The following is a 26,080-nucleotide window of genomic DNA, read 5'->3' on the forward strand; positions in this document are numbered from 1 at the left end:
ACGTATGTCGCACGGTTGCACGACCGTCGCGGCGGCGCCGCACGGACTTGCGTCAGCGGGACGCGCCGACCGGCTCCTCCGGCTCCGCGGCGCCGATGAACGTCCGCCACAGCTCGGCGTACCGCCCGCCGCGCGCGAGCAGCTCCTCGTGGGTGCCGTCCTCGACGACCCGGCCGTGGTCCATGACGACGACCCGGTCGGCGCGGGCGGCGGTGGTGAGGCGGTGGGCGACGACGAGGGTGGTGCGGCGGCCCGCCAGGCGGTCGGTGGCCTGGTTGACCTGGGCCTCCGTGGCCAGGTCGAGGGCGGCCGTCGCCTCGTCGAGCAGCAGGACGTCCGGGTCGACCAGCTCTGCGCGGGCCAGGGCGATCAGCTGGCGCTGCCCGGCGGAGAGGTTGCGGCCGCGCTCGGCGACCTCGTGGAGGTAGCCGCCTTCCAGCGTGGCGATCATCTCGTGCGCGCCGACCGCGCGGGCCGCCGCCTCGACCTCGGCGTCGGTGGCGTCGGGGCGGCCGTAGGCGATGGCGTCGCGGACGGTGCCCTGGAAGAGGTACGCCTCCTGCGGGACGACCCCCAGACGGTGCCGGTACGAGGTGAGGTCCAGGGCGCGCAGATCGGTGCCGTCGACGGTGACCCGGCCGCCGGTGGGGTCGTAGAAGCGGGCCACGAGCTTGACGAGGGTCGACTTGCCCGCGCCGGTCTCGCCGACGAACGCGACGGTCTGCCCGGCGGGGATGCGCAGGTCGACCCCGCCGAGCGCCTCCTCGTCGTCGCCATACGCGAAGTGCACGTCCTCGAAGGCGATCTCGCCGCGCAGGGAGAGGACCTCGCGTGGCTCGTCGGCGGACTTCGTCGACGTCGGCTCCTGGAGCAGCTCCTGGATGCGGCCCAGCGAGACGGACGCCTGCTGGTAGCCGTCGAAGACCTGGGACAACTGCTGCACCGGCGCGAAGAACAGGTCGATGTAGAGCAGGTACGCCACCAGCGAGCCGATCGCCAGTGTCCCGTCGTCGACCCGCGCCCCGCCGACGATCAGCACGGCCGCCGCCGCCACCGACGACAGGAACTGCACGAAGGGGAAGTACACGGAGATCAGCCACTGGCCCCGGATGCGCGCCTGGCGGTAGCTGTCGCTGTGCCCGGCGAACCGCCGCCCGCCGTCCCGCTCGCGCCGGAAGGCCTGCACGATCCGCAGCCCGGACACCGACTCCTGGAGGTCGGCGTTGACCACCGACACGCGCTCACGGGCCAGTTCGTACGCCTTCACGCTCGCCCGGCGGAAGAAGAACGTGGCGATGATCAGCGGCGGCAGCGTCGCGAAGACGACCAGCGCCAGCTCCACGTCGAGCACCAGCAGGGCGACCATGATGCCGAAGAAGGTGACGACCGAGACGAAGGCGGTGACCAGGCCCGTCTGGAGGAACGTCGACAGGGCGTCGACGTCGGTCGTCATCCGGGTCATGATCCGGCCGGTCAGCTCCCGCTCGTAGTAGTCGAGCCCGAGGCGCTGGAGCTGGGCGAAGATCTTCAGCCGCAGGGAGTAGAGGACCCGTTCGCCGGTGCGGCCGGTCATCCGGGTCTCGCCGACCTGGGCCGCCCACTGCACGGCCACCGTCAGCAGCGCGAGCAGTGACGCCGCCCACACGGCGCCGAGCGCGGCCTGGGTGACGCCCGAGTCGATGCCGTGCCGGATCATGATCGGCAGCAGCAGGCCCATGCCCGCGTCGACGGCGACCAGACCGAGGCTGACCAGCAGCGGCAGTCCGAAGCCGCGCAGCAGCCTGCGCAGACCGTACGACTGCTCCGGCTGCACCGCCCGCGACTCGTCGACGTCGGGGACGTCGGTGGCCGGGGGCAGCGCCTCCACCTGGGCGAGCAGCTCGGGCGTGGCGGGGCTCTCGGCGAGGGCGAGGTCCTTGCGTTCGCGGTCGCCGGTCCACAGGCGCGGGGTGACCCCGCGCTCGGCGTCGAACTCGGCGTCCAGCTCGTCCCGGACGGAGGTGTCCTCCTCGGGGCAGGCCGCCTGGGTGTGGCCCGGGGAGACCGCTCCCAGCTCGTCGGGGTCGGTGAGCAGGCGCCGGTAGAGGGCGGAGCGCCGCTGGAGCTCCTCGTGGGTGCCGATGTCGGCGAGGCGCCCGCCGTCCAGGACGGCGATGCGGTCGGCGAGGTTCAGGGTGGAGCGGCGATGGGCGATCAGCAGGGTGGTGCGGCCCCGCATGACCTCCTTCAGTGCCTCGTGGATCTCGTGCTCGACCCGGGCGTCCACGGCGGAGGTGGCATCGTCCAGGACCAGCAGGCGCGGGTCGCTGAGGATGGCGCGGGCGAGTGCGACGCGCTGGCGCTGGCCGCCGGAGAGGGTCAGGCCGTGCTCGCCGACGGTGGTGTCGTAGCCGTCGGGCAGCTCGCTGATGAACCGGTGGGCCTGAGCGGCGCGGGCGGCCTGTTCGATCTCCTCCTGGGTGGCTTCCGGGCGGCCGTAGGCGATGTTGTTGCGGACCGTGTCGGAGAAGAGGAAGGAGTCCTCCGGGACCAGCCCGATCGCGGCCCGGAGCGATTCCAGGGTCAGTTCGCGCACGTCGTGGCCGCCGACCAGGACGGCACCGCGGGTGACGTCGTAGAAGCGCGGCAGCAGCAGGGAGACCGTGGACTTGCCGGAGCCGGAGGAACCGACGACGGCGAGGGTCTCGCCGGGGCGGATCTCGAAGGAGAGCCCGTCGAGGACGGGCCTGGTCTGGCCGGGGGCGACGTCGTAGCCGAAGGAGACGTCGTCGAACTCGACGGTCGCCGGGGCGTCGGCGGGCAGTTCCTTGCGGCCGTCCTCGAGAGACGGCTCGGTGTCGATCAGCTCCAGGACGCGTTCGGTGCCCGCACGGGCCTGCTGGCCGACGGTGAGCACCATGGCGAGCATCCGGACCGGGCCGACGAGCTGGGCGAGGTAGGTGGAGAAGGCGACGAACGTGCCGAGCGTGATGTGCCCGCGCACCGCGAGCCAGCCGCCGAGCGCCAGCATCGCGACCTGGCCGAGGGCGGGGACGGCCTGGAGGGCCGGGGTGTAGACGGAGTTGAGGCGGATGGTGCGCAGCCGCCCGGCGAAGAGCCTGCGGCTGACGTCCCTGAGCTTGCCGGTCTCCTGTTCCTCCTGCCCGAAGCCCTTCACCACGCGGACCCCGCTGACGGCACCGTCGACCACACCGGCGACGGCGGCGGCCTGGGCCTGGGCGTACCAGGTGGAGGGGTGCAGCCGGGTGCGGCTGCGCTTGGCGATCCACCACAGGGCGGGGGCGACGGCCAGGGCGACGAGGGTGAGCGGCAGCGACAGCGACGCCATGATCACCAGGGAGATCAGGAACAGCAGGAAGTTCCCGATGGTCATCGGGAGCATGAACAGCAGGCCCTGGATCAGCTGGAGGTCGCTGGTGGCCCGGCCGACGACCTGGCCCGTGGACAGTTCGTCCTGGCGGCGGCCGTCGAGCCGGGTGATCGTGCCGTACATCTCCGTCCGCAGGTCGTGCTGGACGTCGAGGGCGAGGCGTCCGCCGTAGTAGCGGCGGATGTAGGTGAGGACGTAGACGACGAGTGCGGCGGCTATCAGGAGGCCGGCCCAGGTGGTCATCGAGCGGGTGTGGTCGCTGATGACGTCGTCGATGATCACCTTGGTGATCAGCGGGACGAGGGCCATGACCGCCATGCCGGCCAGCGAGGAGCCGAGGGCGAGTACGACGTCCTTCGGGTGGCGCCATGCGTAGGCCCACAGTCGTCGTGCCCATCCCCGTTGCGGTGTCACGCGGGTGCCCTCCGATCGTCCTGGTCTGCCGGAAGGCACCAACGCCGTGGGAGGCTGTTTTCATCCCGCGGCGTGACGAGCGTTACCCCGCACCCACCCTGGACGGTCGTTGATACTCGCCGGTATCTTGTTCTGAGCAAGCGCTTAGACAGCTGAGGTCCCTGGAGGTGGCGGCGTGCGCCGTACGGTGTTCAACGAGGATCACGAGGCGTTCCGGGAGACCCTGCGCGCCTTCATCGAGGCCGAGGTCGTACCGGTGTACGACGAGTGGTTCGCGGCGGGCCAGGCGCCCCGCGACTTCTACTACAAGCTCGGTGAGCTGGGCATCTTCGGGATCAACGTCCCCGAGGAGTTCGGCGGCGCGGGCCTGGACAGCCACAAGTTCGAGGCCGTGCTCTACGAGGAGACCGCTCGCGCGGGCGTCCAGTTCGGCGGCTCCGGCGTGCACGTGCTGCTCGCCCTGCCCTACATCAAGATGCTCGCCACCGACGAGCAGAAGAAGCGCTACCTGCCGAAGTTCGTCACCGGCGAGGAGATGTGGGCCATCGCGATGACGGAGCCGGGCACCGGTTCCGACCTCGCGGGCATGAAGTCCACCGCCAAGCTGAGTGAGGACGGCACGCACTACGTCCTCAACGGCGCCAAGACCTTCATCACCGGCGGCGTCCACGCCGACCGCGTGATCGTCTGCGCCCGGACCGCCGCCCCGACCGCCGAGGACCGCCGCCACGGCATCTCCCTGTTCGCCGTCGACACCAAGTCCGAGGGCTACTCGGTCGGCCGCAAGCTCGACAAGCTCGGCCTGAAGACCTCCGACACCGCCGAGCTGGCGTTCGTCGACGTCAAGGTGCCCGTCGAGGACCTCCTCGGCGAGGAGAACAAGGGCTTCTACTACCTCGGCCACAACCTGGCCTCGGAGCGCTGGGGCATCGCCTTCGGCGCCTACGCCCAGGCCAAGGCCGCCGTCCGGTTCGCCAAGCAGTACGTGCAGGAGCGCACGGTCTTCGGCAAGCCCGTCGCCCACTTCCAGAACACCAAGTTCGAGCTGGCCGCCTGCCAGGCCGAGGTGGACGCCGCCGAGGCCGTCGCCGACCGCGCGACCGAGGCCCTCGACGCCGGTGAGCTCACCCCCGCCGAGGCCGCCTCCGCGAAGCTGTTCTGCACCGAGGTCGCCCACCGCGTCATCGACCGCTGCCTCCAGCTGCACGGCGGCTACGGCTACATGAACGAGTACCCGATCGCCCGCCTGTACGCGGACAACCGCGTCAACCGCATCTACGGCGGCACCAGCGAGATCATGAAGACGATCATCGCGAAGGACATGGGCCTGTAAGGCCCCCGACACCGGCACGCGATCACTGGCCGGTACAACTACCTCATGAGTCAGGCACTACAGGACCTCCTCGATCTGCTCGACCTGGAGCAGATCGAGGAGGACATCTTCCGCGGCCGGTCCCGGTCCGCCGTCGTCCCGCGGGTCTTCGGCGGGCAGGTCGCGGCCCAGGCGCTCGTCGCCGCCGGGCGGACCGTCCCCGAGGACCGGCCCGCGCACTCCCTCCACGCGTACTTCCTGCGCCCCGGTGACCCCGGCGCGCCCATCGTCTACACCGTCGACCGGATCCGCGACGGCCGCTCCTTCACCACCCGCCGGGTGGTCGCCGTCCAGCACGGCAAGCCGATCTTCCACCTCTCGGCGTCGTTCCAGGTGTACGAGGACGGGCTGGACCACCAGGAGCGCATGCCGGACGCGCCCGATCCCGCCACGCTGCCCACCGGTGAGGAACGGCTGCGCGGCTACGGGCACCTCGACCCGGCGGTCGTGGAGAAGTTCCTGGAGGCCCGGGCCGCCGTCGATCTGCGCTACGTCGACGAGCCGCCGTACGGGAAGTTCGGCGAGCCGCGCGAGCCGCACTCGCAGGTGTGGTTCCGGACCAACGGCAAACTGGGCGGCGCTGTTGACGAACCGCTGCTGCACGTCGTCCTCGCCACCTACGTCTCCGACATGACGCTGCTCGACTCCGTGCTGCTCGCGCACGGGCGGGGCGGCTGGGCCGTCGGGGACGTCGTCGGAGCCTCCCTCGACCACGCGATGTGGTTCCACCGGCCGTTCCGCGCCGACGAATGGCTGCTCTACGACCAGGAGTCCCCGTCCGCGTACGGCGGCCGGGGACTGGGACAGGCCCGCATCTACACGCAGGACGGGCGGCTGGCCATCACGGTGATCCAGGAGGGCGTGGTCCGCGTCCCGCGCGAGCCGGGCACTAGCTGAGGCCCGCCTCCGCCAGCAGGTACGCCGTCATCGGGTCGTAGTGGCGGGGGCTGACCACGTGGTCGTCGAGGGGCACCGTCACCTGTACGGTGCCCTCGGCCTCGGCGATGAAGAGGGCCGGGTCGTTGCAGTCGGCGTAGCCGACGGAGTCCACGCCGTGCTGTCCCGCGTAGCCCGCCCAGCCGTGGTCGGCGACGACCAGGTCGGGCAGCGGGCGGCCCTCGCGCTCCAGGGCGGTCAGGATGGCCTTCATCGGCTCGCCCGAGTGGGTGTGCCACAGGGTGGCGCCGTGCTCCAGCACCGCCACGTCCGCGAACTGCATGACGTAACCCTCCTCGGTCGTCAGCCCGTCCGGGATGACGACGATCTCGCAGCCGGCCGCGCGCAGGGCGGACGCGGTCGCGCGGTGCACGTCGAGCAGGCCGCCGGGGTGGCCGGTGGCGAAGAGCACCCGCTGCTGCCCGTCCGCCGCCTTGCGCAGCCGCCCGGCGAGCCGGTCCAGGGCCGCGACGGTCAGCTCCGGGTCGATGGTGTCCTGGCCGTACCGGTGCTCGGGGTCGTCGTTCACGCCGACTCGTTCCGCCATCACCGCGAGGACGTCCTGCTCGTCGCTCCAGCGGTCGCCGAGTTCCAGGCCGAGCCAGTAGTGGCGGTCGGCGTTCGCCAGCTTGCGGTAGTGGGAGAGGTTGTTCTCGCGGGGGGTGGCGACGTCGCCCGCGATGCGCGTCCTGACGAGGTGGTCGACGAGTTCGGCGCGGCTGGGTGTCCCGGGTATCGGCATGACAACCATTGTGGAGCAGCCGACTGGGGGCGGCCCTGGCGTATCGCACGCTGGGATGTGCGTCACGTACTCAGCGGGACCCCGCTCACCTACTCAGATCTGCCGCAGCGCGAACCACAGTTCCATGCGGACGTCCGGGTCGTCCAGGTCCGCTCCCAGCAGGGTCGCGCACCGGGCGATGCGCTGCCGCACGGTGTTGCGGTGCACGGACAGGGCGACGGCCGTGCGGTCCCAACTGCCGTGCAGGGAGAGCCAGGTGCGCAGGGTCTCGGGGAGCGCGGGGTGGGCCGTGACGGGCGCGAGCAGGGTGCGGGCGTGGGCCGCCGCCTCGTCGGGCGGGACCAGGTCGGCGAGGGCGGGGCGCGGTCCGTGCCGGAGCAGCGGGGCGCGGGTGGCGCGGGCCCGGGCCAGGGCGCGGGCCGCCTGGGTGTCGGCGGCGGGCCAGTCCTCCGGGGCGACGTCGGCGCTGACGCCCAGGGTCCAGCCGGGCAACGGGTCCGGTGCCGGGTCGGCCGGGAGCAGGACCCGTACGACGTCGCCCGCCGGGTCGACCAGGGCGGAGCCGAGCGCGGCACCCAGCGCGCCGGCCGCGACGGCGTCGGGGACGCCCTCCCCGTCCGGACGGGCGTGCACGACGACCCACCGCCGCCCGTCGCCGAGCAGCGGTGCGACGTCCTCGGGCGCGGCCCCCAGCAGCAGCCGCACCAGCGCCGAGGAACGGGCGGCACCCGTACCGCTGTGCTGCTCCCCGGTGAGGAGGGAGAGCAGCACGGCGGCGACCGACACGATGGTGTGATCCCCCGGCGCACGCCCCGGGGCAGCCACCCCGAGCACGAAGCCGCGCCCGGCACCGAGGGCGTAGGCGGCGAGATGCGTACCGGAGACGGTGTCGGTGGCGGAGGTGGGGTGGGGGCGGTTGGCGGGAGAGGGCGTCCGGGGCTGAGGCGGGGGCGCGGGTCGGTTGGGTGGTTGGGGCTGGGGGCGGCCTGCGTCGGGTGCCCCGTCACGCGGCCGCGAGCGCCTGGCCCCGGCGAGCCCGCCCGGGCGTTCGACTTCGGCGGGCCCGCCCGGACGTCCGACACCGACGGGACCGCCCGGCTGCGCCGCCGGTCCGTCCGTGTGCGGTGCCCTGCCCGGCTCGACCGCCCGGGAGAACTCGCCCGGAGACCGCGCGCCCCCAGTGGGCGCCGACCGCACCACCCCGGAGCCGACCTCGCCAGGCACGCCCGGCCGTCCGCCCCCGCCAGGCACGCCGGACCGTCCGCCCTCGCCAGGCACGCCCGACCGCGTCGCCCCGCCCGCCCGCGAGGACTCGCCCGGAGACCGCGCGCCCGCAGTGGGCGCCGACCGCACCACCCCGGAGCCGACCTCGCCAGGCACGCCCGGCCGTCCGCCCCCGCCAGGCACGCCGGACCGTCCGCCCTCGCCAGGCACGCCCGACCGCGTCGCCCCGCCCGCCCCCGAGGACTCCACCGCAGGCCGCGCGCCCGCACCCTGCGTGCCCGCCGGCGGCCCGGCCCCCGCGTCCACCGGCCGCACCACTCCCGCCAGCTCCGCCAGCGCCTCGCGCGCCTCGCCCGCGGGCTCCCTGCCCGCCCCCGCGATCTCCGCCCCCTCCGGGCCGTACAGCACCGCCCACCCGCCCAGCCGCTGGGCCAGTTGCCGGAGGACCGACGGGACCGGGTCGGGGCGGGAGGCGGCCGCGGCCAGGCTCTGCTGGGCCTCCGTCACGCGGCGGAGTTCGGCCAGGCGGGCCTGGGCCATCAGCTGCCAGACCGCGCGGGCCACGCCCGAGAAGGTGGTCTGCTCCGGCACCTCCAGCAGCGGCAGGCCGTGCCTCTCGCACGCCGCGACCAGCGCCCTCGGCACCGTGTCGTGGACCGGCGCCACCCCGAAGCCGAGGGCCGCGCCGCCCGCCGCGACGATCCGGGCCACGTAGTCGTCGAAGTACGTCCCCGACCCCGCCGCCTCCGGGATGTGCACGCCCGCCGTGAGCAGCAGTTCCCCGCCCAGCAGATACGGATACGGGTCCGCCATCTCCGAGGTGTGCACCCAGTGGACGACGGTGCCGGGGTCGTCGGGGCCTGCGATCCGGCGCAGGGCCAGGTCCTCGCGGGCCAGGAGGGCGGACAGCGGAACGGGGGGTGTGGGGGGAACCGTCGAATCCGGCATGTGTGCGTTCCCTCCGGCCAGTGCCGTTCGAATGGATGAAACGTACACTTCGCAGTCGCTTTCCGGCCACCTAGGGTCAGTCCTCGTCAACCTCGTCCCCCACGACCGAGCTCCGCGCCCCGTGCGTGCGCGAAGGAGGCCCCATGGCCGTCGACTACCTCGTGATCGTCGTCTACCTGGCCGGCATGCTCGCCATGGGCTGGTGGGGCATGCGCCGCGCCCGCTCCAAGAGCGAGTTCCTGGTGGCCGGCCGCCGGCTCGGCCCGGCCATGTACTCCGGCACCATGGCGGCGATCGTCCTCGGCGGCGCCTCCACCATCGGCGGTGTCGGGCTCGGCTACCGGTACGGCCTGTCCGGCGCCTGGATGGTCTTCACCATCGGCCTCGGTCTGCTCGCCCTCTCCGTCTTCTTCTCCGCCCGCATCGCCCGGCTGAAGGTCTACACCGTCTCCGAGATGCTCGACCTGCGCTACGGAGGCGGCCGGGCCGGCGTCATCTCGGGCGTCGTCATGTGGGCGTACACCCTCATGCTCGCGGTGACCTCGACCATCGCCTACGCCACGATCTTCGACGTCCTGTTCGACATCAACCGCACGCTCGCGATCGTCCTCGGCGGCTCGATCGTCGTGGCGTACTCCACCCTCGGCGGGATGTGGTCGATCACCCTGACGGACATGGTGCAGTTCGTCGTGAAGACCATCGGCGTGCTGCTCCTGCTGCTGCCGATCGCCGTCGTGAAGGCCGGCGGGTTCAGCGAGATGAAGGACCGGCTGCCCACCGACTACTTCGACCCGCTCGGCATCGGCGGCGAGACGATCTTCACCTACGTGCTGATCTACACCTTCGGCATGCTCATCGGGCAGGACATCTGGCAGCGCGTGTTCACCGCCCGCAGCGACCGAACGGCCAAGTGGGGCGGGACCGTCGCCGGCACCTACTGCCTCGCGTACGCCCTCGCCGGCGCCGTCATCGGCACGGCTGCCAGGGTGCTGTACCCGAAGCTCGGCAGCCCGGACGACGCCTTCGCGACCATCGTGAAGGAGGAACTGCCCGTCGGAGTCCGGGGCTTGGTGCTGGCCGCCGCCCTGGCAGCCGTGATGTCGACCTCGTCCGGCGCGCTGATCGCCTGCGCCACCGTCGCCAACAACGACATCTGGTCCCGGCTGCGGGGCCTCGGCAAGGCGGCGCCTGCGGAAGACCACGACGAGGTACGGGGCAACCGCGCCTTCATCCTGCTCATGGGCCTCGCGGTGATCGGCACGGCCATCGCGATCGACAACGTCGTGGAGGCGCTGACCGTCGCCTACAACCTCCTCGTCGGCGGACTGCTCGTGCCGATCCTCGGCGGGCTGGTGTGGAAGCGGGGCACGGTGTACGGCGCCCTCGCCTCCGTCGTGGTCGGCGGGCTCGCGGTCATCGTGCTGATGGCGGCGCACGGCATCCTCGCCAACGAGCCCGTCTACTACGGCCTGCTCGCCTCGCTCGCCGCCTATCTGGTCGTCTCCCTGGCCACCCCCGCCACCGACGCCGCCGTCCTCGCCGCCTGGCGCGAGCGGCTCTCCGGACGGGCCCCCGAACTCGCGTCCGAACCGGTCACGGCTCCCCAGTAGAGTCGTAGAGCAAGCAGTACATACGCGATGAAGCGTAGGAAAGAAGGCATTTCTCCATGAGCAGCAACGAGACTCCCCGCGGACCCGTCGACTCCTCGCGCGTTCCGCGGTACGCGGGCCCCGCGACCTTCGCCCGGCTGCCCCGGCTCGACGAGGTCGGCGGGCGGGCCGATGTCGCCGTGGTGGGCGTGCCGTTCGACTCGGGTGTCTCGTACCGGCCGGGCGCCCGCTTCGGCGGCAACGCGATCCGCGAGGCGTCCCGGCTGCTGCGCCCGTACAACCCGGCGCAGGACGCCTCGCCGTTCGCCCTCGCCCAGGTCGCGGACGGCGGCGACATCGCCGTGAACCCGTTCAACATCAACGAGGCCGTCGAGACCGTCGAGGCCGCCGCCGACGACCTGCTCGGCACGGGCGCCCGGCTGATGACCCTCGGCGGCGACCACACCATCGCGCTGCCGCTGCTGCGCTCGGTGGCGAAGAAGCACGGCCCGGTGGCCCTGCTGCACTTCGACGCCCACCTCGACACCTGGGACACGTACTTCGGCGCCGAGTACACCCACGGCACCCCGTTCCGCCGCGCGGTCGAGGAGGGCGTCCTCGACACCTCCGCCCTGTCCCACGTCGGCACGCGCGGCCCGCTCTACGGCAAGCAGGACCTGACCGACGACGAGAAGATGGGCTTCGGCATCGTCACCTCGGCGGACGTCTACCGGCGCGGCGCGGACGAGGTCGCCGACCAGCTCCGCCAGCGCATCGGCGACCGGCCGCTGTACATCTCCATCGACATCGACTGCCTCGACCCGGCCCACGCCCCCGGCACGGGCACCCCCGAGGCCGGCGGCATGACCTCGCGCGAGCTGCTGGAGATCCTGCGCGGCCTGGCGTGCTGCAACCTGGTCTCCGCGGACGTCGTCGAGGTGGCGCCCGCGTACGATCACGCGGAGATCACGTCGGTGGCCGCGTCCCACACGGCGTACGAACTGACCACGATCATGTCCCGCCAGATCGCCGCGGCCCGGAAGGACTCGGAAGCCAAGTGACTCACGACCACGACCTGGTGCTCCGCCCGACGCCCGCCCAGACGGAGGCCGCCCTGAACCCTCCCCCCGGCCGGGGCGGCGGAGACCTGGTCGTGGAGACGCTGGCCGCGCTGGGCGCGACGACCGTGTTCGGACTGCCCGGCCAGCACGCGCTGGGCATGTTCGACGCGCTGCGCCGCTCGGACTTGAGGTACGTCGGCCTGCGGGTGGAGAACAACGCCGGCTTCGCTGCCGACGCGTACGGCAGGATCACGGGTGAGGCGGCGCCGCTGCTGCTGTCGACGGGGCCGGGAGCCCTGACGTCGCTGGCGGCGCTCCAGGAGGCGGCCGCGGCCAGCGCCCCCGTCCTGGCGATCAGCAGCCAGGTCCCGACGACCGGGCTCGGCGGCGGACGCCACGGCTATCTGCACGAACTGCCCGACCAGGCGGCCTCGTTCCGGGGCGTGGTGAAGTCGGTCCACACCGTCCGCACCCCGTCGCAGATCCCGTCCGCCATCGAGGCGGCCTGGAAGTCGGCGCTGAGCGCCCCGCACGGGCCGGTGTGGGTGGAGGTCCCGCAGGACGTACTGCTCGCGCCGACGGCGATCCCGGTGGTGACCGGCGGCGACGCCTTCCCCGAGGAGCTGCCGCCGCGCCCCGAACTGACCGCCGTGGCCGCCGACCTGCTGTCGAAGGCGGCCCGCCCGGCGATCATCGCGGGCGGCGGAGTGATCCGGGCGGACGCGTCGAAGAAGCTGCGCCGGCTGGCCGAGACGCTCCAGGCGCCGGTCGTCACGACACCGGGCGGCAAGGGCGCCTTCCCCTGGACGCATCCGCTGTCGCTCCAGTCCTGGATCGAGGACCGCCACACCACGGACTTCCTCGAGGACGCGGACGTCCTGCTCGTCGTCGGCTCGGGTCTCGGTGAACTCTCCTCGAACTACCACACGTTCAAGCCGCGCGGCCGGATCATCCAGATCGAGGCCGACCTCGGCAAGCTGGAGTCCAACCACCCGGCCCTGGGCATCCACGCGGACGCCCGCCTCGCCTTGCAGGCACTGCTGGAGACGGTCACCGAGCGGGAGGACCCGACGGCACCGGAGCGCGTCCGCGCGCTGCTCGCGAAGGTCGCCGAACGCATCGCCGCCCAGGAACTCGCCCTGGAGCAGGACGTGCTGGCGTCCGTCCGCAGGGCGCTCCCCGCCGACTCCCCGTCCTTCTGGGACATGACGATCCTCGCCTACTGGGCCTGGTCGGCCTTCGACGCCAAGGGCCCCAACCACATGCACTCCGCACAGGGCGCGGGCGGCCTCGGCTACGCCTTCCCGGCGGCACTCGGCGCGGCGGTGGCCGACCCGACCCGGCCGGTCCTCGCCGTCTCCGGCGACGGCGGGGCCCTGTACTCGATCGCCGAGCTGGCGACGGCCCGCCAGTACGGCCTGAACGTCACCTGGCTGATCGTCGACGACGGCGGCTACGGCATCCTGCGCGAGTACATGACCGACGCGTTCGGCGAGGCGAGCGCGACGGAACTGACCCGGCCGGACTACGTGGCCCTGGCGGAGTCCTTCGGCGTCCCCGGGGTCCGTACGACCCCGGAGAACCTGGAGCAGGACCTCGCGAAGCAGCTCGCGTCGCCGGGGCCCTCGGTGGTCCTGCTCCCGGCCGTGCTGCGGATGTTCGCGCCGACGCATCTGGACTGAGCGCCGACCGGTCCGGCCGGGCCGTTTCTTCGCTCCTCACATGGGCGGGACCGAGCGGGGCACCCGTGTATCCGTCCACCAGCGAAGGGGAGCCGATCATGGTAGTCGCCGTCGTCATCGTCGGGTGTGTGGTCCTGGCCGTCCTGGCCTTCCTCGTCCCCCGTCTCTCCCGCCATCCCGAGCGCGGCACGCAACGTACCCTCGGTGCCGGGGCCCGGGCCGGTGGCAAGGCGCCCGGCATTCTGGGCCGGCTCTTCAGCAAGCCCTTCCACACCAGCTCGCGCGCGGTGAGCCGCAGCGGTTCGGCAGGTCGCCGCTCCCGCGGCCGCATGCCCTTCTGACCGACGGCGCGGACCGAGCGGGGAGCATAATCATGAACGCCGAAGACGCCGAAGACGCGAACAGGTTGCTGGACGGGCTGACCGTGGATGCCAGTCGGCGAGAGCAGCCGATCGTGCTGGACGAGGACGGACGTCCCATCCGGACCTGGCGGGAGAACCATCCGTACGACCACAAGGTCCGCCGCAAGGAGTACGAGCGGACCAAGCGCATCCTGCAGATCGAGCTGCTCAAGCTCCAGCGGTGGGTCAAGGACACCGGCGCCCGTCTGGTCGTCGTGTGCGAGGGGCGTGACGCCGCGGGCAAGGGCGGCACGATCCAGCGGCTCACCGAGCGGCTCAACCCCCGCGGCGCACGCGTGGTCGCCCTGGACAAGCCCACCGAACGCGAGATGGGCCAGTGGTACTTCCAGCGGTACATCGCGCATCTGCCGACGGCCGGGGAGATCGTCTTCTTCGACCGCTCCTGGTACAACCGGGCCGGCGTCGAGCGCGTGATGGGGTACTGCTCCAAGGACGAGTACGAGCTGTTCCTCGACCAGTGCCCGGCCTTCGAGCGGATGCTGGTCGACGACGGCGTCCTGCTGGTGAAGTTCTGGTTCTCGGTCTCCCGCTCCGAGCAGCGCACGCGCTTCGCGATCCGGCAGGTCGACCCGGTGCGCCAGTGGAAGCTCTCCCCCACCGACTTGGCCTCGCTGGACCGCTGGGACGACTACACCGAGGCGAAGGTCGACATGTTCCGCGCCACGGACACCGCATACGCCCCCTGGACCGTCGTCAAGAGCAACGACAAGCGGCGCGCCCGGCTGGAGACCATGCGCAGTCTGCTGTCGCGCATCGACTACGCCAGCAAGGACCGCGAGGCCGTCGGCACACCCGACCCCCTCATCGTCGGCGCCGCCGACACCCTTCTGGAGCCCGGCGAGGAGGACACCGCACTGTCACCCACTCCGTTGTCCTCCGGCGCCGACGGGCCGGGCAAGCACCCCGAGCACCCCGGGACCGACTGACGCTCACGAGCCCGTCCCTCTCATCCGGAACCGTGCGATGGCGGTGGTCGTAGGACGCCCACTCAGTCAGTTGCTGCTGCCGTCATGCCGGTCGTTGCCGGTGTCGGTGTCGGTGTCGGTGTCGGTGTCGGCGGGACGGAAGCATGCCGTCACCGTCTTGCCGTTCCGCCGGCACCGCATCCCCCACTCGTCGGCGAGCTTCTGCACGATCGCCACTCCGCGGCCGGAGACGTCCCCCGGCGCTGCTTCGCGCTGGCGCGGCAGCGTCGGGTCCTCGTCGTGGACGCTCACATGAAGGCAGTCGCCGTCCCACGTGAGGACCAGGTGCGCGTCGCTGTGCGCGTGGACGTGCGCATTGGTGATCAGCTCGGACACGGCCAGGACGACGGCGTCCACCGTGTCCGGCTCCGCGGCAGCCCAGGGCAGGGATTCGAGACGCCTGCGTGTCCACTCCCGCCCGGCGCGCACTCCCTCGGACATGGGGAACGAGTGCGCCCATCCCATCGCCTTCACCGCCACCGCCCCGGCCTCCTTCCCCTCGGCCCCACACAGGTGCATGAACCGTGTACCCGGCGCCCTCCTCAACAGACACGACGCGGTGGGCCGCCCACGACTTTCCGGGCGGCCCACCCCACATGCCGGTTACTTCTCGAGCACGGCTCGAACACGACCTACAGGCCGTCGCGGACCATCGCGGCGACGAGGTGGACGTGGCGGTCGGCCGCCGTGTTCGACATCTCGTTCTCGAAGTTCAGGCCGTAGGGCCAGAAGTGGCCGCCGCCGGTGGAGATCTTCGCGCCGGAGCCGTCGTACTGCTTGACGAGCGCGGTGGCCTGCCCGCCGGTCCAAGTGCCGCTGCCGCCGAGGCGGGACCAGCCCGAGCTGGTGCCCACGCCGATGGTGTGGGCGATCTCGTGCAGGGCCGTCCGCTTGGTCATGTAGCTGCGGTTGCTGCCGAAGCGGATGGTCCCGTTGATGTTGCCGTCGGCGGTGGGGACGCCCGGCTCGTAGCGGACGGTGATGGTCTTGCCCAGGTCACTGAGGTTGTTGTAGCGGGCCACCGCCGCGTTCATGGCCCGGGTGATGGCGTCGTAGGCGGTGCGCTGGTCCTCGGTCGGGTTGCTCGCCCGCACGAGGGACCAGGTGATGGTGGCCGCGGCGGCGCGTTCGCGGGCCGGGGCGGGGGCGGCCTGGGGGGTGGCGGCCTGGGCGACGCCTGGGCCGGCCAGTAGTGCGGCTGTCAGGGCAGCTACAAGTGCCTTGCGTGGGCTCATCGCGGATCCTCCTGTGGGGGTGACCGTCAGAAGCTTGCGAGACTTCGTACGGCGTTCGGGATCTCGGACACACGTGACCACTGTCGACATCAGATCGGATACGACGAAATCCCGTCACTGACGCGGCAGTTGGCGCGCTGTCGACCGCAAGTATCCCGGCGGGAAAACCGACGTCAAGAGTTTTCACAGGGGTCAGCGGAGCGGCACCTGACCGAAGGGCCGGGGGCCGTTCGGCCGCCACGGCGTGCCCGAACACCCGCTTCGAAGCTCCCGGCGTTCCAGGGTTCGGTGGCAGCTGTCACCCCGGCATCGTGAACAGCCCTGACTGGAGGCCGCTGTGACGAAACCGGGACCCTCCTGTGAAACAACGCAGCGCCCGGTAACGACTCGCACAAGCCTTCGCCGATCGCTACAACCTTTGCCCCTTCCCGGTGAGTCATGGAGTGCATGACTTCTGGGATATCCCGCCGCGCGAGAGTGCTGGCGGTGGCCGTGGGTACGGGTGTGCTCGTGCCGCTCGTCGCTGCCGCCACGCCCGCCGCCGCCGCGACTCCGGCCGTGACCTGCACGTCGGCCAAGGCCGGGCTCGCCGCCAAGCTGAAGAAGGACATCACCGCCGCGCTCGCCACCCGCAAGGGAACGGTCGCCGTCGGCCTCTACGACCGCAGCACCAACACGACGTGCACCCTGCGCGCGAGCTCCGCCTACGACTCGGCCAGCGTCGTCAAGGTGACTGTCCTCGCCACGCTGCTGTGGGACGCGAAGAAGCACGACCGGTATCTCACCGACCGCGAGAACACCCTCGCCAAGGCCATGATCACCAAGTCGGACAACGCCGCGACCTCCACCCTGTGGAAGCAGCTCGGCATGACGAAGATCAAGGGCTTCCTCAGCGCCGCCGGCATGACCCAGACCAAGCCCGGCGCGAACGGCTACTGGGGCCTGACGCAGATCACCGTCACCGACGAGCAGAAGCTGCTGAAGCTCCTCACCGCCAAGAACGCGGTCCTGAGCGACAACTCCCGTGCCTACATCCTCAAGTTGATGGGCCAGGTCGTCTCGTCCCAGCGCTGGGGCACGCCGTACGGAGTGCCGTCCGGCGTCACCGTGGCCGTGAAGAACGGCTGGCTGCAACGCTCCACGAACGGCTGGCGGGTGCACAGCGTCGGCGCGTTCAAGGGCGGCGGCCACGACTACATGATGACCGTGCTCACCCACGGCAACAGCACCATGAACTACGGCATCGCGACCATCCAGGCCGTGGCCAAGGTCATCCACAAGGACCTGGCCGCGAGCTGACCCTTCACCGCGCGTCCTACCCGGCGTCACCGGTCCGCCCTACGGTGGCGCCATGCCCCTGAGAAACCCTCTCGCCCTCCTCACCGCGGGCCTGGCGGTGGCCACGTGCCTGACCGCCGCCGGCCCCGCCCAGGCGCACACCCGGCACGCCTGCTCGCCGGACGTGTCCATCGACGGCTTCTCCGACGCGCTCGACAAGACGACGTACGAGAACACCTACGTCGGCAATCTCTCGGCCCTCGCCATGGACGGCGGCGGCTCACTGGCCGCCCTCTCCGACCGCTCGTCCCTCTTCCGCCTGGACGCGAGGACCCTCAAGCCCCGGTCCGTGACCCCGCTCGCCGACGAGAACGGGACCGCGCTCGACTCCGAGGGCCTGGTCATCGACGCCGACGGCACTCTCCTGGTCACCTCCGAGACCGAGCCGTCCGTCCGCCGCTACTCCCGCACCGGCGAGATCCTCGACCGCCTCCCGGTCCCGGACGCCCTGCGCGTGAGCCCCGTGGGCCGGGCCCAGCCCAACGGCACCTTCGAGGGCCTGACGCTGCTTTCCGGCGGCCGCACCCTGCTGGCCTCCATGGAGTACTCGCTGTCCGGCGACGACTCGACGATCGTCCGCTTCCAGACCTGGCGCAGGACGGCACACGGCCACTTCGCCCTCGGCGCCCAGTACGCCTACCGCAAGGACCCCGGCCTGGGCGTCCCCGAGGTCCAGGCGACCCCCGACGGCCGCCTGCTGGTCCTGGAGCGCGGCTTCACCTCCGGCGTCGGCAACACGGTCCGCCTCTACCTGGCCGACCCGCGCGGGGCGACGGACACGAGCGGCATCGAGACCCTCCCGGCCCGCCCCGAGGCCCGCCTGATCAGGAAGACCCTCCTCACCGACCTCGTGACCTGCCCCTCCCTCGGAGCGACGGCCGAGCAGCCCCAGCCGAACCCGCTGCTCGACAACATCGAGGGCATGACGATCACGGGCCGGACGAAGAAGACCCTGAAGGTCCTCCTGGCCAGCGACGACAACGAGAACAAGACCCAGACGACCCGCTTCTACGCCCTGCGGGTGAGAACGACCACCCAGCGCTGACCACGAGGGATCCTCCCCGGGCGGGCGGGAGTGGCTACGCCCCCGCCGCCGCGAACGCCCCCCGGGCCATCCGGTGCAGCAACTCCGCCGTGGCCCCCCGCCCGGGCAGGGACCCGGCCCTCCCCAGATGCGGCGTCGAGTTCAGCAGCCCGAACACCGAGTGCACAGCCGACCGCGCCGCAGGCTCCCCCAGTCCGGGATACACCTCCCGCACGACGGCCACCCACAGCTCCACGTACTGCCGCTGGAGCTGCCGGACCATCTTCCGGTCGCTGTCCCGGAGGCGGTCCAGCTCCCGATCGTGCAGGGTGATCAGAGGCCGGTCGTCGAGCGCGAAGTCGATGTGCCCCTCGATCAGCGAGTCGAGGACCGCCTCCGCCCCCGCGCCCCCGTCCGCCTCCGCCACCCGCCGCTTCGCCCCGGTCAGCAGCTGCCCGCTGATCCCCACCAGCAGCTCCGCGAGCATCGCGTCCTTGCCCGCGAAGTGCCGGTAGAGCCCGGGCCCGCTGATCCCGACAGCGGCACCTATCTCGTCGACTCCGACCCCGTGGAAGCCCCGCTCGGCGAAGAGCCGGGCGGCCTCCTTGAGGATCTGCTCGCGTCGGGTGGGGGCGTCGGTTCTCGTGGCCATGAAATCAATTCTAGACAGGGAGGTTAGCGGTCGTTAACCTGAAGGAAATGCGTTAACGCTCATTAACAAGGTGAGGGGACCGCAGGATGCACGAGGCACCGGAGCTCACGAGCGCGGCAGACCCCGCGTCGGAGGCCTTTCGGGCCAACGAGGAGGCGCACCGCGCCCTCGTGGAGGAGCTGCGCGCCAAGCTGGCCGCGGCCGCGCGGGGAGGCGGCGAGAAGGCCCGCGCCCGCCACACCGCGCGCGGCAAGCTGCTCCCCCGCGACCGCGTCGACACCCTCCTCGACCCGGGTTCACCCTTCCTGGAGCTGGCCCCGCTCGCGGCCGACGGGATGTACGAGGGCCAGGCCCCGGCCGCCGGTGTCATCGCCGGCATCGGCCGGGTCAGCGGCCGCGAAACCGTGATCATCGCCAACGACGCCACGGTCAAGGGCGGCACGTATTACCCGATGACGGTCAAGAAGCACCTGCGCGCCCAGGAGGTCGCCCTCGACAACCGCCTCCCCTGCGTCTACCTGGTGGACTCCGGCGGCGCCTTCCTCCCCATGCAGGACGAGGTCTTCCCGGACCGGGACCACTTCGGCCGGATCTTCTACAACCAGGCCCGTATGTCGGGCGCCGGCATCCCCCAGATCGCCGCCGTCCTCGGTTCCTGCACGGCCGGCGGGGCGTACGTCCCGGCGATGAGCGACGAGGCGGTGATCGTCCGCAACCAGGGCACGATCTTCCTGGGCGGACCGCCCCTGGTGAAGGCGGCCACGGGCGAGGTCGTCACGGCGGAGGAGCTCGGCGGCGGCGAGGTCCACTCCCGCGTCTCGGGCGTCACGGACCACCTCGCGGAGAACGACGCGCACGCGCTGCGCATCGTCCGCACCATCGTCTCCACCCTCCCCGCGCGCGGGAAGCTCCCCTGGGAGGTCACGCAGGCGATCGAGCCGAAGGTCGACCCGCAGGGCCTCTACGGCGCAGTCCCGGTCGACTCCCGCACCCCGTACGACGTCCGGGAGATCATCGCGCGCGTGGTCGACGGCTCCCGTTTCGCCGAGTTCAAGTCCGAGTTCGGCCAGACCCTGGTCACGGGCTTCGCCCGGATCCACGGCCACCCGGTGGGCATCGTCGCCAACAACGGCATCCTGTTCTCCGAGTCCGCCCAGAAGGGCGCCCACTTCATCGAGCTGTGCGACCAGCGCGGCATCCCGCTGGTCTTCCTGCAGAACATCTCGGGGTTCATGGTCGGCCGGGACTACGAGGCGGGCGGCATCGCCAAGCACGGCGCCAAGATGGTCACGGCCGTGGCCTGCACGCGCGTACCGAAACTCACGGTCGTGGTCGGCGGCTCGTACGGCGCGGGCAACTACTCCATGTGCGGCCGGGCGTACTCCCCCCGGTTCCTGTGGATGTGGCCGAACGCCAAGATCTCCGTGATGGGCGGCGAGCAGGCCGCCTCGGTCCTCGCGACCGTCAAGCGGGACCAGCTGGAGGCGCGTGGCGAGTCCTGGCCGGCGGAGGACGAGGAGGCCTTCAAGGCCCCGATCCGCGCCCAGTACGAGCGCCAGGGCAACGCCTACTACGCGACGGCCCGCCTCTGGGACGACGGTGTGATCGACCCGCTGGACACCCGCCAGGTCCTGGGGCTGGCCCTGACCGCGTGCGCCAACGCGCCCCTGGGTGACCCCCAGTTCGGCGTCTTCCGGATGTGAGGGGACGGACGACGATGTTCGAGACAGTGCTGGTTGCCAACCGTGGCGAGATCGCCGTGCGGGTCATCCGTACGCTGCGGTCGATGGGCGTGCGCTCGGTGGCCGTCTTCTCCGACGCGGACGCCGACGCCCGGCACGTCCGCGAGGCGGACACGGCGGTCCGGATCGGACCGGCCCCGGCATCGATGAGCTATCTGTCGGTGGAGCGCCTGCTGGAGGCGGCGGCGCGCACCGGCGCCCAGGCCGTCCACCCCGGCTACGGCTTCCTCGCCGAGAACGCCGCCTTCGCGCGCGCCTGCGCCGAGGCCGGCCTGGTCTTCATCGGCCCTCCGGCGGACGCGATCGCGTTGATGGGCGACAAGATCCGCGCCAAGGAGACGGTCCGGGAAGCCGGCGTACCGGTCGTCCCCGGCGGACGCGACCCGGACCTGGCCGAGGCGGCCCGCGAGCTGGGCGCGCCCGTGCTGCTGAAGCCGAGTGCGGGCGGCGGCGGCAAGGGCATGCGCCTGGTGCGGGACCTGACCCGGCTGGAGGAGGAGATCGCCGCGGCCCGCCGCGAGGCCGGCGCCTCCTTCGGCGACGACACGCTCCTGGTCGAGCGCTGGATCGACCGCCCCCGCCACATCGAGATCCAGGTCCTGGCCGACGGCCACGGCCGTGTCGTCCATCTGGGCGAGCGCGAGTGCTCCCTCCAGCGCCGCCACCAGAAGATCATCGAGGAGGCGCCGAGCGTGCTCCTCGACGAGGAGACGCGCTCCGCGATGGGCGAGGCGGCGGTCCAGGCGGCCCGCTCCTGCGGCTACCGGGGCGCGGGCACGGTGGAGTTCATCGTCCCGGGCAACGACCCGTCGTCGTACTACTTCATGGAGATGAACACCCGCCTCCAGGTGGAGCACCCGGTCACGGAGCTGATCACCGGTCTGGACCTGGTCGAGTGGCAGCTGCGGGTGGCGGCCGGGGAGCCCCTGGCCTTCGCCCAGGAGGACGTACGCCTGACCGGCCACGCCGTCGAAGCCCGCATCTGCGCCGAGGACCCGGCCCGCGGCTTCCTCCCCTCCGGCGGCACGGTCCTGAGGCTCCGTGAACCGCAGGGCGACGGCATCCGCACCGACTCGGGCCTCACGGAGGGCACGGAGGTCGGCAGCCTCTACGACCCGATGCTCTCGAAGGTCATCGCGTACGGCCCCGACCGCGCGACCGCCCTGCGCAAGCTCCGTTCGGCCCTGGCGGAGACGGTCACGCTCGGTGTGCAGACCAACGCCGGCTTCCTGCGCCGGCTGCTCGCCCACCCGGCGGTGGCCGCCGGTGACCTGGACACGGGCCTGGTCGAGCGGGAGGTCGAGGGGCTGGTCTCCACGGCCGTACCGGAAGAGGTCTACGAGGCGGCGGCGGCCGTACGCCTGGAGGCGCTGACGCCCGAGCCCGGCGGCTGGACGGACCCCTTCTCGGTCCCCAGCGGCTGGCGGCTCGGCGGGACACGGAAACCGCCCGCCTTCCACCTCAGGGTCCAGGACTCGCTGGAGTACACCCCGCGCGGCACCGCCACGGTCACCGGCGACCGGGTCTCCGTCACGCTGGACGGCGTCCGCCACACCTTCCACCGAGCCGCCGACTGGCTCGGCCGCGACGGCGACGCCTGGCATGTACGCGACCACGACCCGGTGGCCGCCTCCCTGAGCCGCGCGGCCCACGCGGGCGCCGACTCGCTGACCGCGCCCATGCCGGGCACGGTGACGGTGGTGAAGGTCGCCGTCGGCGACGAGGTGGCCGCGGGCCAGAGCCTGCTGGTGGTGGAGGCGATGAAGATGGAGCACGTCGTCTCCGCCCCGCACGCCGGCAAGGTCACCGAACTGGACGTGGCCCCGGGCTCGACGGTCGCCATGGACCAGGTGCTGGCGGTCATCGCACCCCACGAGGAGGCGGAGGAATGACAGTCGACGGTCTCCCGATGGTGGTTCCGACCGGGGACCTCCCCACCCGCGTCCGCATCCACGAGGTGGGCGCGCGCGACGGCCTGCAGAACGAGAAGGCGACGGTCCCCACCGAGGTCAAGGCGGAGTTCGTCCGCCGCCTGGCGGAAGCGGGCCTGACGACGATCGAGGCGACGAGCTTCGTCCACCCCCGGTGGGTCCCCCAACTGGCGGACGCGGAACAGCTGTACCCCATGGTCAGCGACCTCCCGGTGGCACTGCCGGTGCTCGTCCCGAACGAACGCGGCCTGGACCGGGCCCTGGCCCTGGGGGCCCGGCGGGTGGCTGTCTTCGCCAGCGCCACGGAGTCCTTCGCCAAGGCCAACCTCAACCGCACGGTGGACGAGGCACTGGCGATGTTCGAGCCGGTGGTGAGCCGGGCGAAGGCCGAGGACGTCCATGTCCGCGGCTACCTCTCCATGTGCTTCGGCGACCCCTGGGAGGGCGCGGTCCCGGTCCCCCAGGTGGTCCGGGTCTGCAAGTCCCTCCTGGACATGGGCTGCGACGAGCTGAGCCTGGGCGACACGATCGGTGTGGCGACACCCGGTCATGTCGTCTCCCTGCTGCGGTCGCTGGACGAGGCCGGCGTCCCCCCGGCCGCCCTCGGCGTCCACTTCCACGACACGTACGGCCAGGCCCTCGCCAACACGCTCGCGGCCCTCCAGCAGGGCGTCACGACGGTCGACGCCTCCGCGGGAGGCCTGGGCGGCTGCCCGTACGCGAAGTCGGCGACCGGCAACCTGGCCACCGAAGACCTCGTGTGGATGCTGCGGGGCCTCGGCATCGACACCGGGATCGACCTCGGCCGCCTCGTCGCCACGAGCGTGTGGATGGCCACCCGTCTGGGCCGACCCAGCCCGTCCCGCACCGTCCGAGCCCTGTCCCACGAGGACACCGAGGAGCAGTGATCACCATGGACTACCGACTCTCCCCCGAGTTGGAGGAACTCCGCCGCACGGTAGAGGAGTTCGCGCACGAGGTCGTGGCGCCGAAGATCGGCGACTTCTACGAGCGGCACGAGTTCCCGTACGAGATCGTCCGGGAGATGGGCCGCATGGGCCTGTTCGGGCTGCCGTTCCCCGAGGAGTACGGCGGCATGGGCGGCGACTACCTCGCCCTGGGCGTGGCCCTGGAGGAACTGGCGAGGGTCGACTCCTCGGTGGCCATCACCCTCGAAGCCGGCGTCTCGCTCGGCGCGATGCCGGTGTTCCGCTACGGCACGGAGGCCCAGAAGCGGGAATGGCTCCCCCGCCTCTGCTCCGGCGAGCTCCTGGGCGCGTTCGGCCTGACGGAACCGGACGGCGGCAGCGACGCGGGCGCGACCCGCACGACGGCCCGCCTGGACGAGTCGGCGAACGAGTGGGTGATCAACGGCACGAAGTGCTTCATCACCAACTCGGGCACGGACATCACGGGCCTGGTGACGGTCACGGCGGTCACGGGCCGCGCCCCGGACGGCAAACCGCTCATCTCCTCGATCATCGTCCCCTCCGGCACACCCGGCTTCACGATCGCCGCCCCGTACTCGAAGGTCGGCTGGAACGCCTCGGACACCCGCGAGTTGTCCTTCTCGGACGTCCGGGTCCCGGCGGCGAACCTCCTGGGCGAACAGGGCCGCGGCTACGCCCAGTTCCTCCGCATCCTCGACGAAGGCCGCATCGCCATCGCGGCGCTGGCAACCGGCCTGGCACAGGGCTGCGTGGACGAATCCGTCAAGTACGCCAGGGAACGCCACGCCTTCGGCAAGCCGATCGCCGCCAACCAGGCGATCCAGTTCAAGATCGCCGACATGGAGATGAAGGCCCACACGGCCCGCCTCGCCTGGCGCGACGCGGCAGCCCGCCTGGTGGCCGGCGCCCCCTTCAAGAAGGAAGCGGCCCTGGCCAAGCTCTACTCCTCCACGGTGGCGGTCGACAACGCCCGCGAGGCCACCCAGATCCACGGCGGCTACGGCTTCATGAACGAGTACCCGGTCGCCCGCATGTGGCGCGACTCCAAGATCCTTGAAATCGGCGAGGGCACGAGCGAGGTCCAGCGGATGCTGATCGCACGGGAGTTGGGGCTGGTCAGCTGAACGACCGGCTGGGGCTTGCTCGCGGGCGCGGTGATCCGGATCACCGCGCCCGTTCGCATTCCCTCGCCTTCCCCCGGGCACAGGTACCAGGGCCCCCCTGGACACAGCATGAGGTTAGGCTAACCTAAGCTTAATTCCAGCCAACTGGCTGTCAGCCGTGCCCGCAGTGGCTCCGTACGTACGAAAGCAGACCCAGCGATGTCGAACGCCAGAACCGCCCGCTTCTCCCGCCGCGGCATCCTCGCCGCCGGCGGCGCCCTCGGACTCGGCGCGCTCGTGACCGCGTGCGGCAGCGAGGACTCGACGGACGGCGGCTCGGACTCGAAGGCGTCCGCCAAGTCCGGCCCGTGGTCCTTCAAGGACGACCGCGGCAAGAACGTGCAGCTCGACAAGGTCCCCGCGAACATCGTCGCCTTCACCGGCGTCGCCGCCGCCCTGTACGACTACGGCGTCTCGGTCAAGGGCGTCTTCGGGCCCACCAAGACGCAGGACGGCAAGCCCGACGTCCAGGCCGGCGACATGGACATCAGCAAGGTGACCATCCTCGGCAACAGCTGGGACCAGTTCAACGTCGAGAAGTACGCCGCCCTCGCCCCCGACGTGCTGATCAGCACCATGTTCGACTCCGTCGGCACCCTCTGGTACGTCCCCGAGGCCTCCAAGGACAAGATCGCCAAGCTCGCCCCGAGCGTCGGCATATCCGTCTACGACCGTCAGCTCACCGCCCCGCTCCAGCGCATGTGGGAGCTGGCCGAGTCCCTCGGCGGCGACATGAAGGCCGCGAAGGTCACCGACGCCAAGGAGCGGTTCGAGGAGGCCTCCGAGCGGCTGCGCAAGGCCGCCAAGGCACACCCCGACATCAAGGTGATGGCCGGTTCCGCGAGCCAGGAGCTGTTCTACGTCTCCGGCACCAACCTCTCCGTCGACCTGGAGTACTTCAAGGCCCTCGGCGTGAACTTCGTCGAACCGCCGGAGAAGGCCAAGGCCAAGGGCGGCGGCTGGTTCGAGAGCCTCAGCTGGGAGAACGTCGACAAGTACGCGGCCGACGTCATCATGATGGACGACCGGTCCTCGGCGATCCAGCCGGCGAACATCACCGAGGCGACGTGGAAGAAGCTGCCCGCGGTGAAGGCGGGGCAGGTCATCTCGCGTTCTGCCGAGCCGATCCTGTCGTACGACAAGTGCGTGCCGTTGGTGGAGAACCTGGCGAAGGCCATCGAGTCCGCGAAGAAGGTTGCCTAGCGAGCCTGCGAGTGGGGCGTTGAGTTTCGTCGGCGCGTGCGGGTCCGTTGTGGCCTGTCGCGCAGTTCCCCGCGCCCCTGGGCAAGTCGCCCAGCCCCCTGACCATGACTCAGGAGC

The 26,080-nt window shown here is 71.6% G+C and carries 20 protein-coding genes; 14 read left to right on the forward strand and 6 right to left on the reverse strand.

The genetic code is table 11. The annotated features are described in order from the left end of the window. Window positions 1–52: 52 nt before the first annotated feature. Entirely contained in the window at window positions 53–3,784 is a 3,732-nt protein-coding gene (locus tag GTY47_RS23910) for an ABC transporter ATP-binding protein (RefSeq protein ID WP_010046937.1), read from the reverse strand. Between the two features lie 175 nt (window positions 3,785–3,959). Between GTY47_RS23910 and GTY47_RS23915 the strand changes: the two genes are divergently transcribed. Both GTY47_RS23915 and GTY47_RS23920 read left to right on the forward strand, forming a co-directional pair. Continuing rightward, on the forward strand, window positions 3,960–5,117 hold the full coding sequence (locus tag GTY47_RS23915; RefSeq protein ID WP_010046948.1) for an acyl-CoA dehydrogenase family protein: 1,158 nt from the start codon (window positions 3,960–3,962) through the stop codon (window positions 5,115–5,117). A 45-nt stretch (window positions 5,118–5,162) separates the two neighbouring features. Next, entirely contained in the window at window positions 5,163–6,053 is an 891-nt protein-coding gene (locus GTY47_RS23920) for an acyl-CoA thioesterase II (protein WP_010046950.1), read from the forward strand. Here the strand turns inward: GTY47_RS23920 and GTY47_RS23925 are convergent. Next, window positions 6,046–6,834 (reverse strand): phosphatase, encoded by a 789-nt coding sequence (locus GTY47_RS23925; protein WP_010046952.1) that lies wholly within the window; start codon window positions 6,832–6,834, stop codon window positions 6,046–6,048. The two genes, GTY47_RS23920 and GTY47_RS23925, sit on opposite strands and share 8 nt — an antisense overlap. 93 nt (window positions 6,835–6,927) lie before the next feature. After that, window positions 6,928–9,006 (reverse strand): PucR family transcriptional regulator, encoded by a 2,079-nt coding sequence (locus GTY47_RS23930; protein WP_010046954.1) that lies wholly within the window; start codon window positions 9,004–9,006, stop codon window positions 6,928–6,930. 143 nt (window positions 9,007–9,149) lie between these two features. On the opposite strand from GTY47_RS23930, the gene GTY47_RS23935 reads away from it, so the two are divergent. The 5 genes from GTY47_RS23935 (at window position 9,150) to ppk2 (ending at window position 14,686) form a co-directional block, all read left to right on the forward strand. Further along, window positions 9,150–10,616 carry a sodium:solute symporter gene (locus GTY47_RS23935; RefSeq protein WP_010046956.1) on the forward strand — a complete coding sequence of 489 codons (1,467 nt, stop codon included), beginning with the start codon at window positions 9,150–9,152 and terminating at the stop codon, window positions 10,614–10,616. A gap of 56 nt (window positions 10,617–10,672) precedes the next feature. Next, window positions 10,673–11,656: an agmatinase gene (speB, locus tag GTY47_RS23940; protein WP_010046962.1), complete on the forward strand. Its 984-nt coding sequence runs from the start codon at window positions 10,673–10,675 to the stop codon at window positions 11,654–11,656. Then, entirely contained in the window at window positions 11,653–13,338 is a 1,686-nt protein-coding gene (locus GTY47_RS23945; protein ID WP_010046964.1) for a thiamine pyrophosphate-binding protein, read from the forward strand. The genes speB and GTY47_RS23945 overlap by 4 nt, the downstream gene beginning before the upstream one ends. Window positions 13,339–13,436: 98 nt before the next feature. Continuing rightward, window positions 13,437–13,679 carry a DUF6411 family protein gene (locus tag GTY47_RS23950; protein WP_010046966.1) on the forward strand — a complete coding sequence of 81 codons (243 nt, stop codon included), beginning with the start codon at window positions 13,437–13,439 and terminating at the stop codon, window positions 13,677–13,679. Window positions 13,680–13,711: 32 nt separating this feature from the next. After that, complete coding sequence (ppk2, locus tag GTY47_RS23955) at window positions 13,712–14,686, forward strand: polyphosphate kinase 2 (RefSeq protein WP_010046971.1); 975 nt, start codon at window positions 13,712–13,714, stop codon at window positions 14,684–14,686. Window positions 14,687–14,752: 66 nt separating this feature from the next. On the opposite strand, the gene GTY47_RS23960 is transcribed toward ppk2, so the two are convergent. Both GTY47_RS23960 and GTY47_RS23965 read right to left on the reverse strand, forming a co-directional pair. Further along, window positions 14,753–15,205, reverse strand: coding sequence for an ATP-binding protein (locus GTY47_RS23960; RefSeq protein WP_010046973.1), 453 nt, complete (start codon window positions 15,203–15,205; stop codon window positions 14,753–14,755). Between the two features lie 152 nt (window positions 15,206–15,357). Then, the gene (locus tag GTY47_RS23965) at window positions 15,358–15,960 is read right to left on the reverse strand and encodes a hypothetical protein (RefSeq protein WP_010046975.1); all 603 of its coding nucleotides are present in this window, start codon (window positions 15,958–15,960) and stop codon (window positions 15,358–15,360) included. 447 nt (window positions 15,961–16,407) lie between these two features. On the opposite strand from GTY47_RS23965, the gene GTY47_RS23970 reads away from it, so the two are divergent. Then, window positions 16,408–17,259, forward strand: coding sequence for a serine hydrolase (locus GTY47_RS23970; protein WP_029181665.1), 852 nt, complete (start codon window positions 16,408–16,410; stop codon window positions 17,257–17,259). Between the two features lie 52 nt (window positions 17,260–17,311). Beyond that, window positions 17,312–18,343: an esterase-like activity of phytase family protein gene (locus GTY47_RS23975; protein ID WP_010046979.1), complete on the forward strand. Its 1,032-nt coding sequence runs from the start codon at window positions 17,312–17,314 to the stop codon at window positions 18,341–18,343. Window positions 18,344–18,377: 34 nt separating this feature from the next. Here GTY47_RS23975 and GTY47_RS23980 read toward each other — a convergent pair whose 3' ends face one another. Next, window positions 18,378–18,974 carry a TetR/AcrR family transcriptional regulator gene (locus GTY47_RS23980; protein WP_010046981.1) on the reverse strand — a complete coding sequence of 199 codons (597 nt, stop codon included), beginning with the start codon at window positions 18,972–18,974 and terminating at the stop codon, window positions 18,378–18,380. 86 nt (window positions 18,975–19,060) lie between these two features. Between GTY47_RS23980 and GTY47_RS23985 the strand changes: the two genes are divergently transcribed. From GTY47_RS23985 to GTY47_RS24005, 5 genes are all read left to right on the forward strand, one after another. Continuing rightward, window positions 19,061–20,677: a carboxyl transferase domain-containing protein gene (locus tag GTY47_RS23985; RefSeq protein ID WP_010046982.1), complete on the forward strand. Its 1,617-nt coding sequence runs from the start codon at window positions 19,061–19,063 to the stop codon at window positions 20,675–20,677. Between the two features lie 14 nt (window positions 20,678–20,691). Then, window positions 20,692–22,608, forward strand: coding sequence for a biotin carboxylase N-terminal domain-containing protein (locus tag GTY47_RS23990; protein WP_010046983.1), 1,917 nt, complete (start codon window positions 20,692–20,694; stop codon window positions 22,606–22,608). Further along, complete coding sequence (locus GTY47_RS23995; RefSeq protein ID WP_029181666.1) at window positions 22,605–23,555, forward strand: hydroxymethylglutaryl-CoA lyase; 951 nt, start codon at window positions 22,605–22,607, stop codon at window positions 23,553–23,555. The genes GTY47_RS23990 and GTY47_RS23995 overlap by 4 nt, the downstream gene beginning before the upstream one ends. A gap of 5 nt (window positions 23,556–23,560) precedes the next feature. Then, window positions 23,561–24,721 (forward strand): acyl-CoA dehydrogenase family protein, encoded by a 1,161-nt coding sequence (locus GTY47_RS24000; RefSeq protein ID WP_010046986.1) that lies wholly within the window; start codon window positions 23,561–23,563, stop codon window positions 24,719–24,721. A gap of 198 nt (window positions 24,722–24,919) precedes the next feature. Beyond that, entirely contained in the window at window positions 24,920–25,963 is a 1,044-nt protein-coding gene (locus GTY47_RS24005) for an ABC transporter substrate-binding protein (protein ID WP_010046988.1), read from the forward strand. Window positions 25,964–26,080: the final 117 nt, after the last annotated feature.

The organism is Streptomyces sp. SID5464 (assembly GCF_009862985.1).
In the GTDB taxonomy this organism is placed as follows: Bacteria; Actinomycetota; Actinomycetes; order Streptomycetales; family Streptomycetaceae; genus Streptomyces; species Streptomyces chartreusis_D.

What these genes read in the sequence shown, in the direction of transcription:
- GTY47_RS23930 (WP_010046954.1), bottom strand. Translation starts at nt 9,006, where the DNA reads ATGCCGGATTCGACGGTTCCCCCCACACCCCCCGTTCCGCTGTCCGCC.
- GTY47_RS24000 (WP_010046986.1), top strand. Translation starts at nt 23,561, where the DNA reads ATGGACTACCGACTCTCCCCCGAGTTGGAGGAACTCCGCCGCACGGTA.
- ppk2 (WP_010046971.1), top strand. Translation starts at nt 13,712, where the DNA reads ATGAACGCCGAAGACGCCGAAGACGCGAACAGGTTGCTGGACGGGCTG.
- GTY47_RS23975 (WP_010046979.1), top strand. Translation starts at nt 17,312, where the DNA reads ATGCCCCTGAGAAACCCTCTCGCCCTCCTCACCGCGGGCCTGGCGGTG.
- GTY47_RS23920 (WP_010046950.1), top strand. Translation starts at nt 5,163, where the DNA reads ATGAGTCAGGCACTACAGGACCTCCTCGATCTGCTCGACCTGGAGCAG.
- speB (WP_010046962.1), top strand. Translation starts at nt 10,673, where the DNA reads ATGAGCAGCAACGAGACTCCCCGCGGACCCGTCGACTCCTCGCGCGTT.
- GTY47_RS24005 (WP_010046988.1), top strand. Translation starts at nt 24,920, where the DNA reads ATGTCGAACGCCAGAACCGCCCGCTTCTCCCGCCGCGGCATCCTCGCC.
- GTY47_RS23935 (WP_010046956.1), top strand. Translation starts at nt 9,150, where the DNA reads ATGGCCGTCGACTACCTCGTGATCGTCGTCTACCTGGCCGGCATGCTC.
- GTY47_RS23970 (WP_029181665.1), top strand. Translation starts at nt 16,408, where the DNA reads ATGACTTCTGGGATATCCCGCCGCGCGAGAGTGCTGGCGGTGGCCGTG.
- GTY47_RS23990 (WP_010046983.1), top strand. Translation starts at nt 20,692, where the DNA reads ATGTTCGAGACAGTGCTGGTTGCCAACCGTGGCGAGATCGCCGTGCGG.
- GTY47_RS23925 (WP_010046952.1), bottom strand. Translation starts at nt 6,834, where the DNA reads ATGCCGATACCCGGGACACCCAGCCGCGCCGAACTCGTCGACCACCTC.
- GTY47_RS23995 (WP_029181666.1), top strand. Translation starts at nt 22,605, where the DNA reads ATGACAGTCGACGGTCTCCCGATGGTGGTTCCGACCGGGGACCTCCCC.
- GTY47_RS23985 (WP_010046982.1), top strand. Translation starts at nt 19,061, where the DNA reads ATGCACGAGGCACCGGAGCTCACGAGCGCGGCAGACCCCGCGTCGGAG.
- GTY47_RS23950 (WP_010046966.1), top strand. Translation starts at nt 13,437, where the DNA reads ATGGTAGTCGCCGTCGTCATCGTCGGGTGTGTGGTCCTGGCCGTCCTG.
- GTY47_RS23980 (WP_010046981.1), bottom strand. Translation starts at nt 18,974, where the DNA reads ATGGCCACGAGAACCGACGCCCCCACCCGACGCGAGCAGATCCTCAAG.
- GTY47_RS23965 (WP_010046975.1), bottom strand. Translation starts at nt 15,960, where the DNA reads ATGAGCCCACGCAAGGCACTTGTAGCTGCCCTGACAGCCGCACTACTG.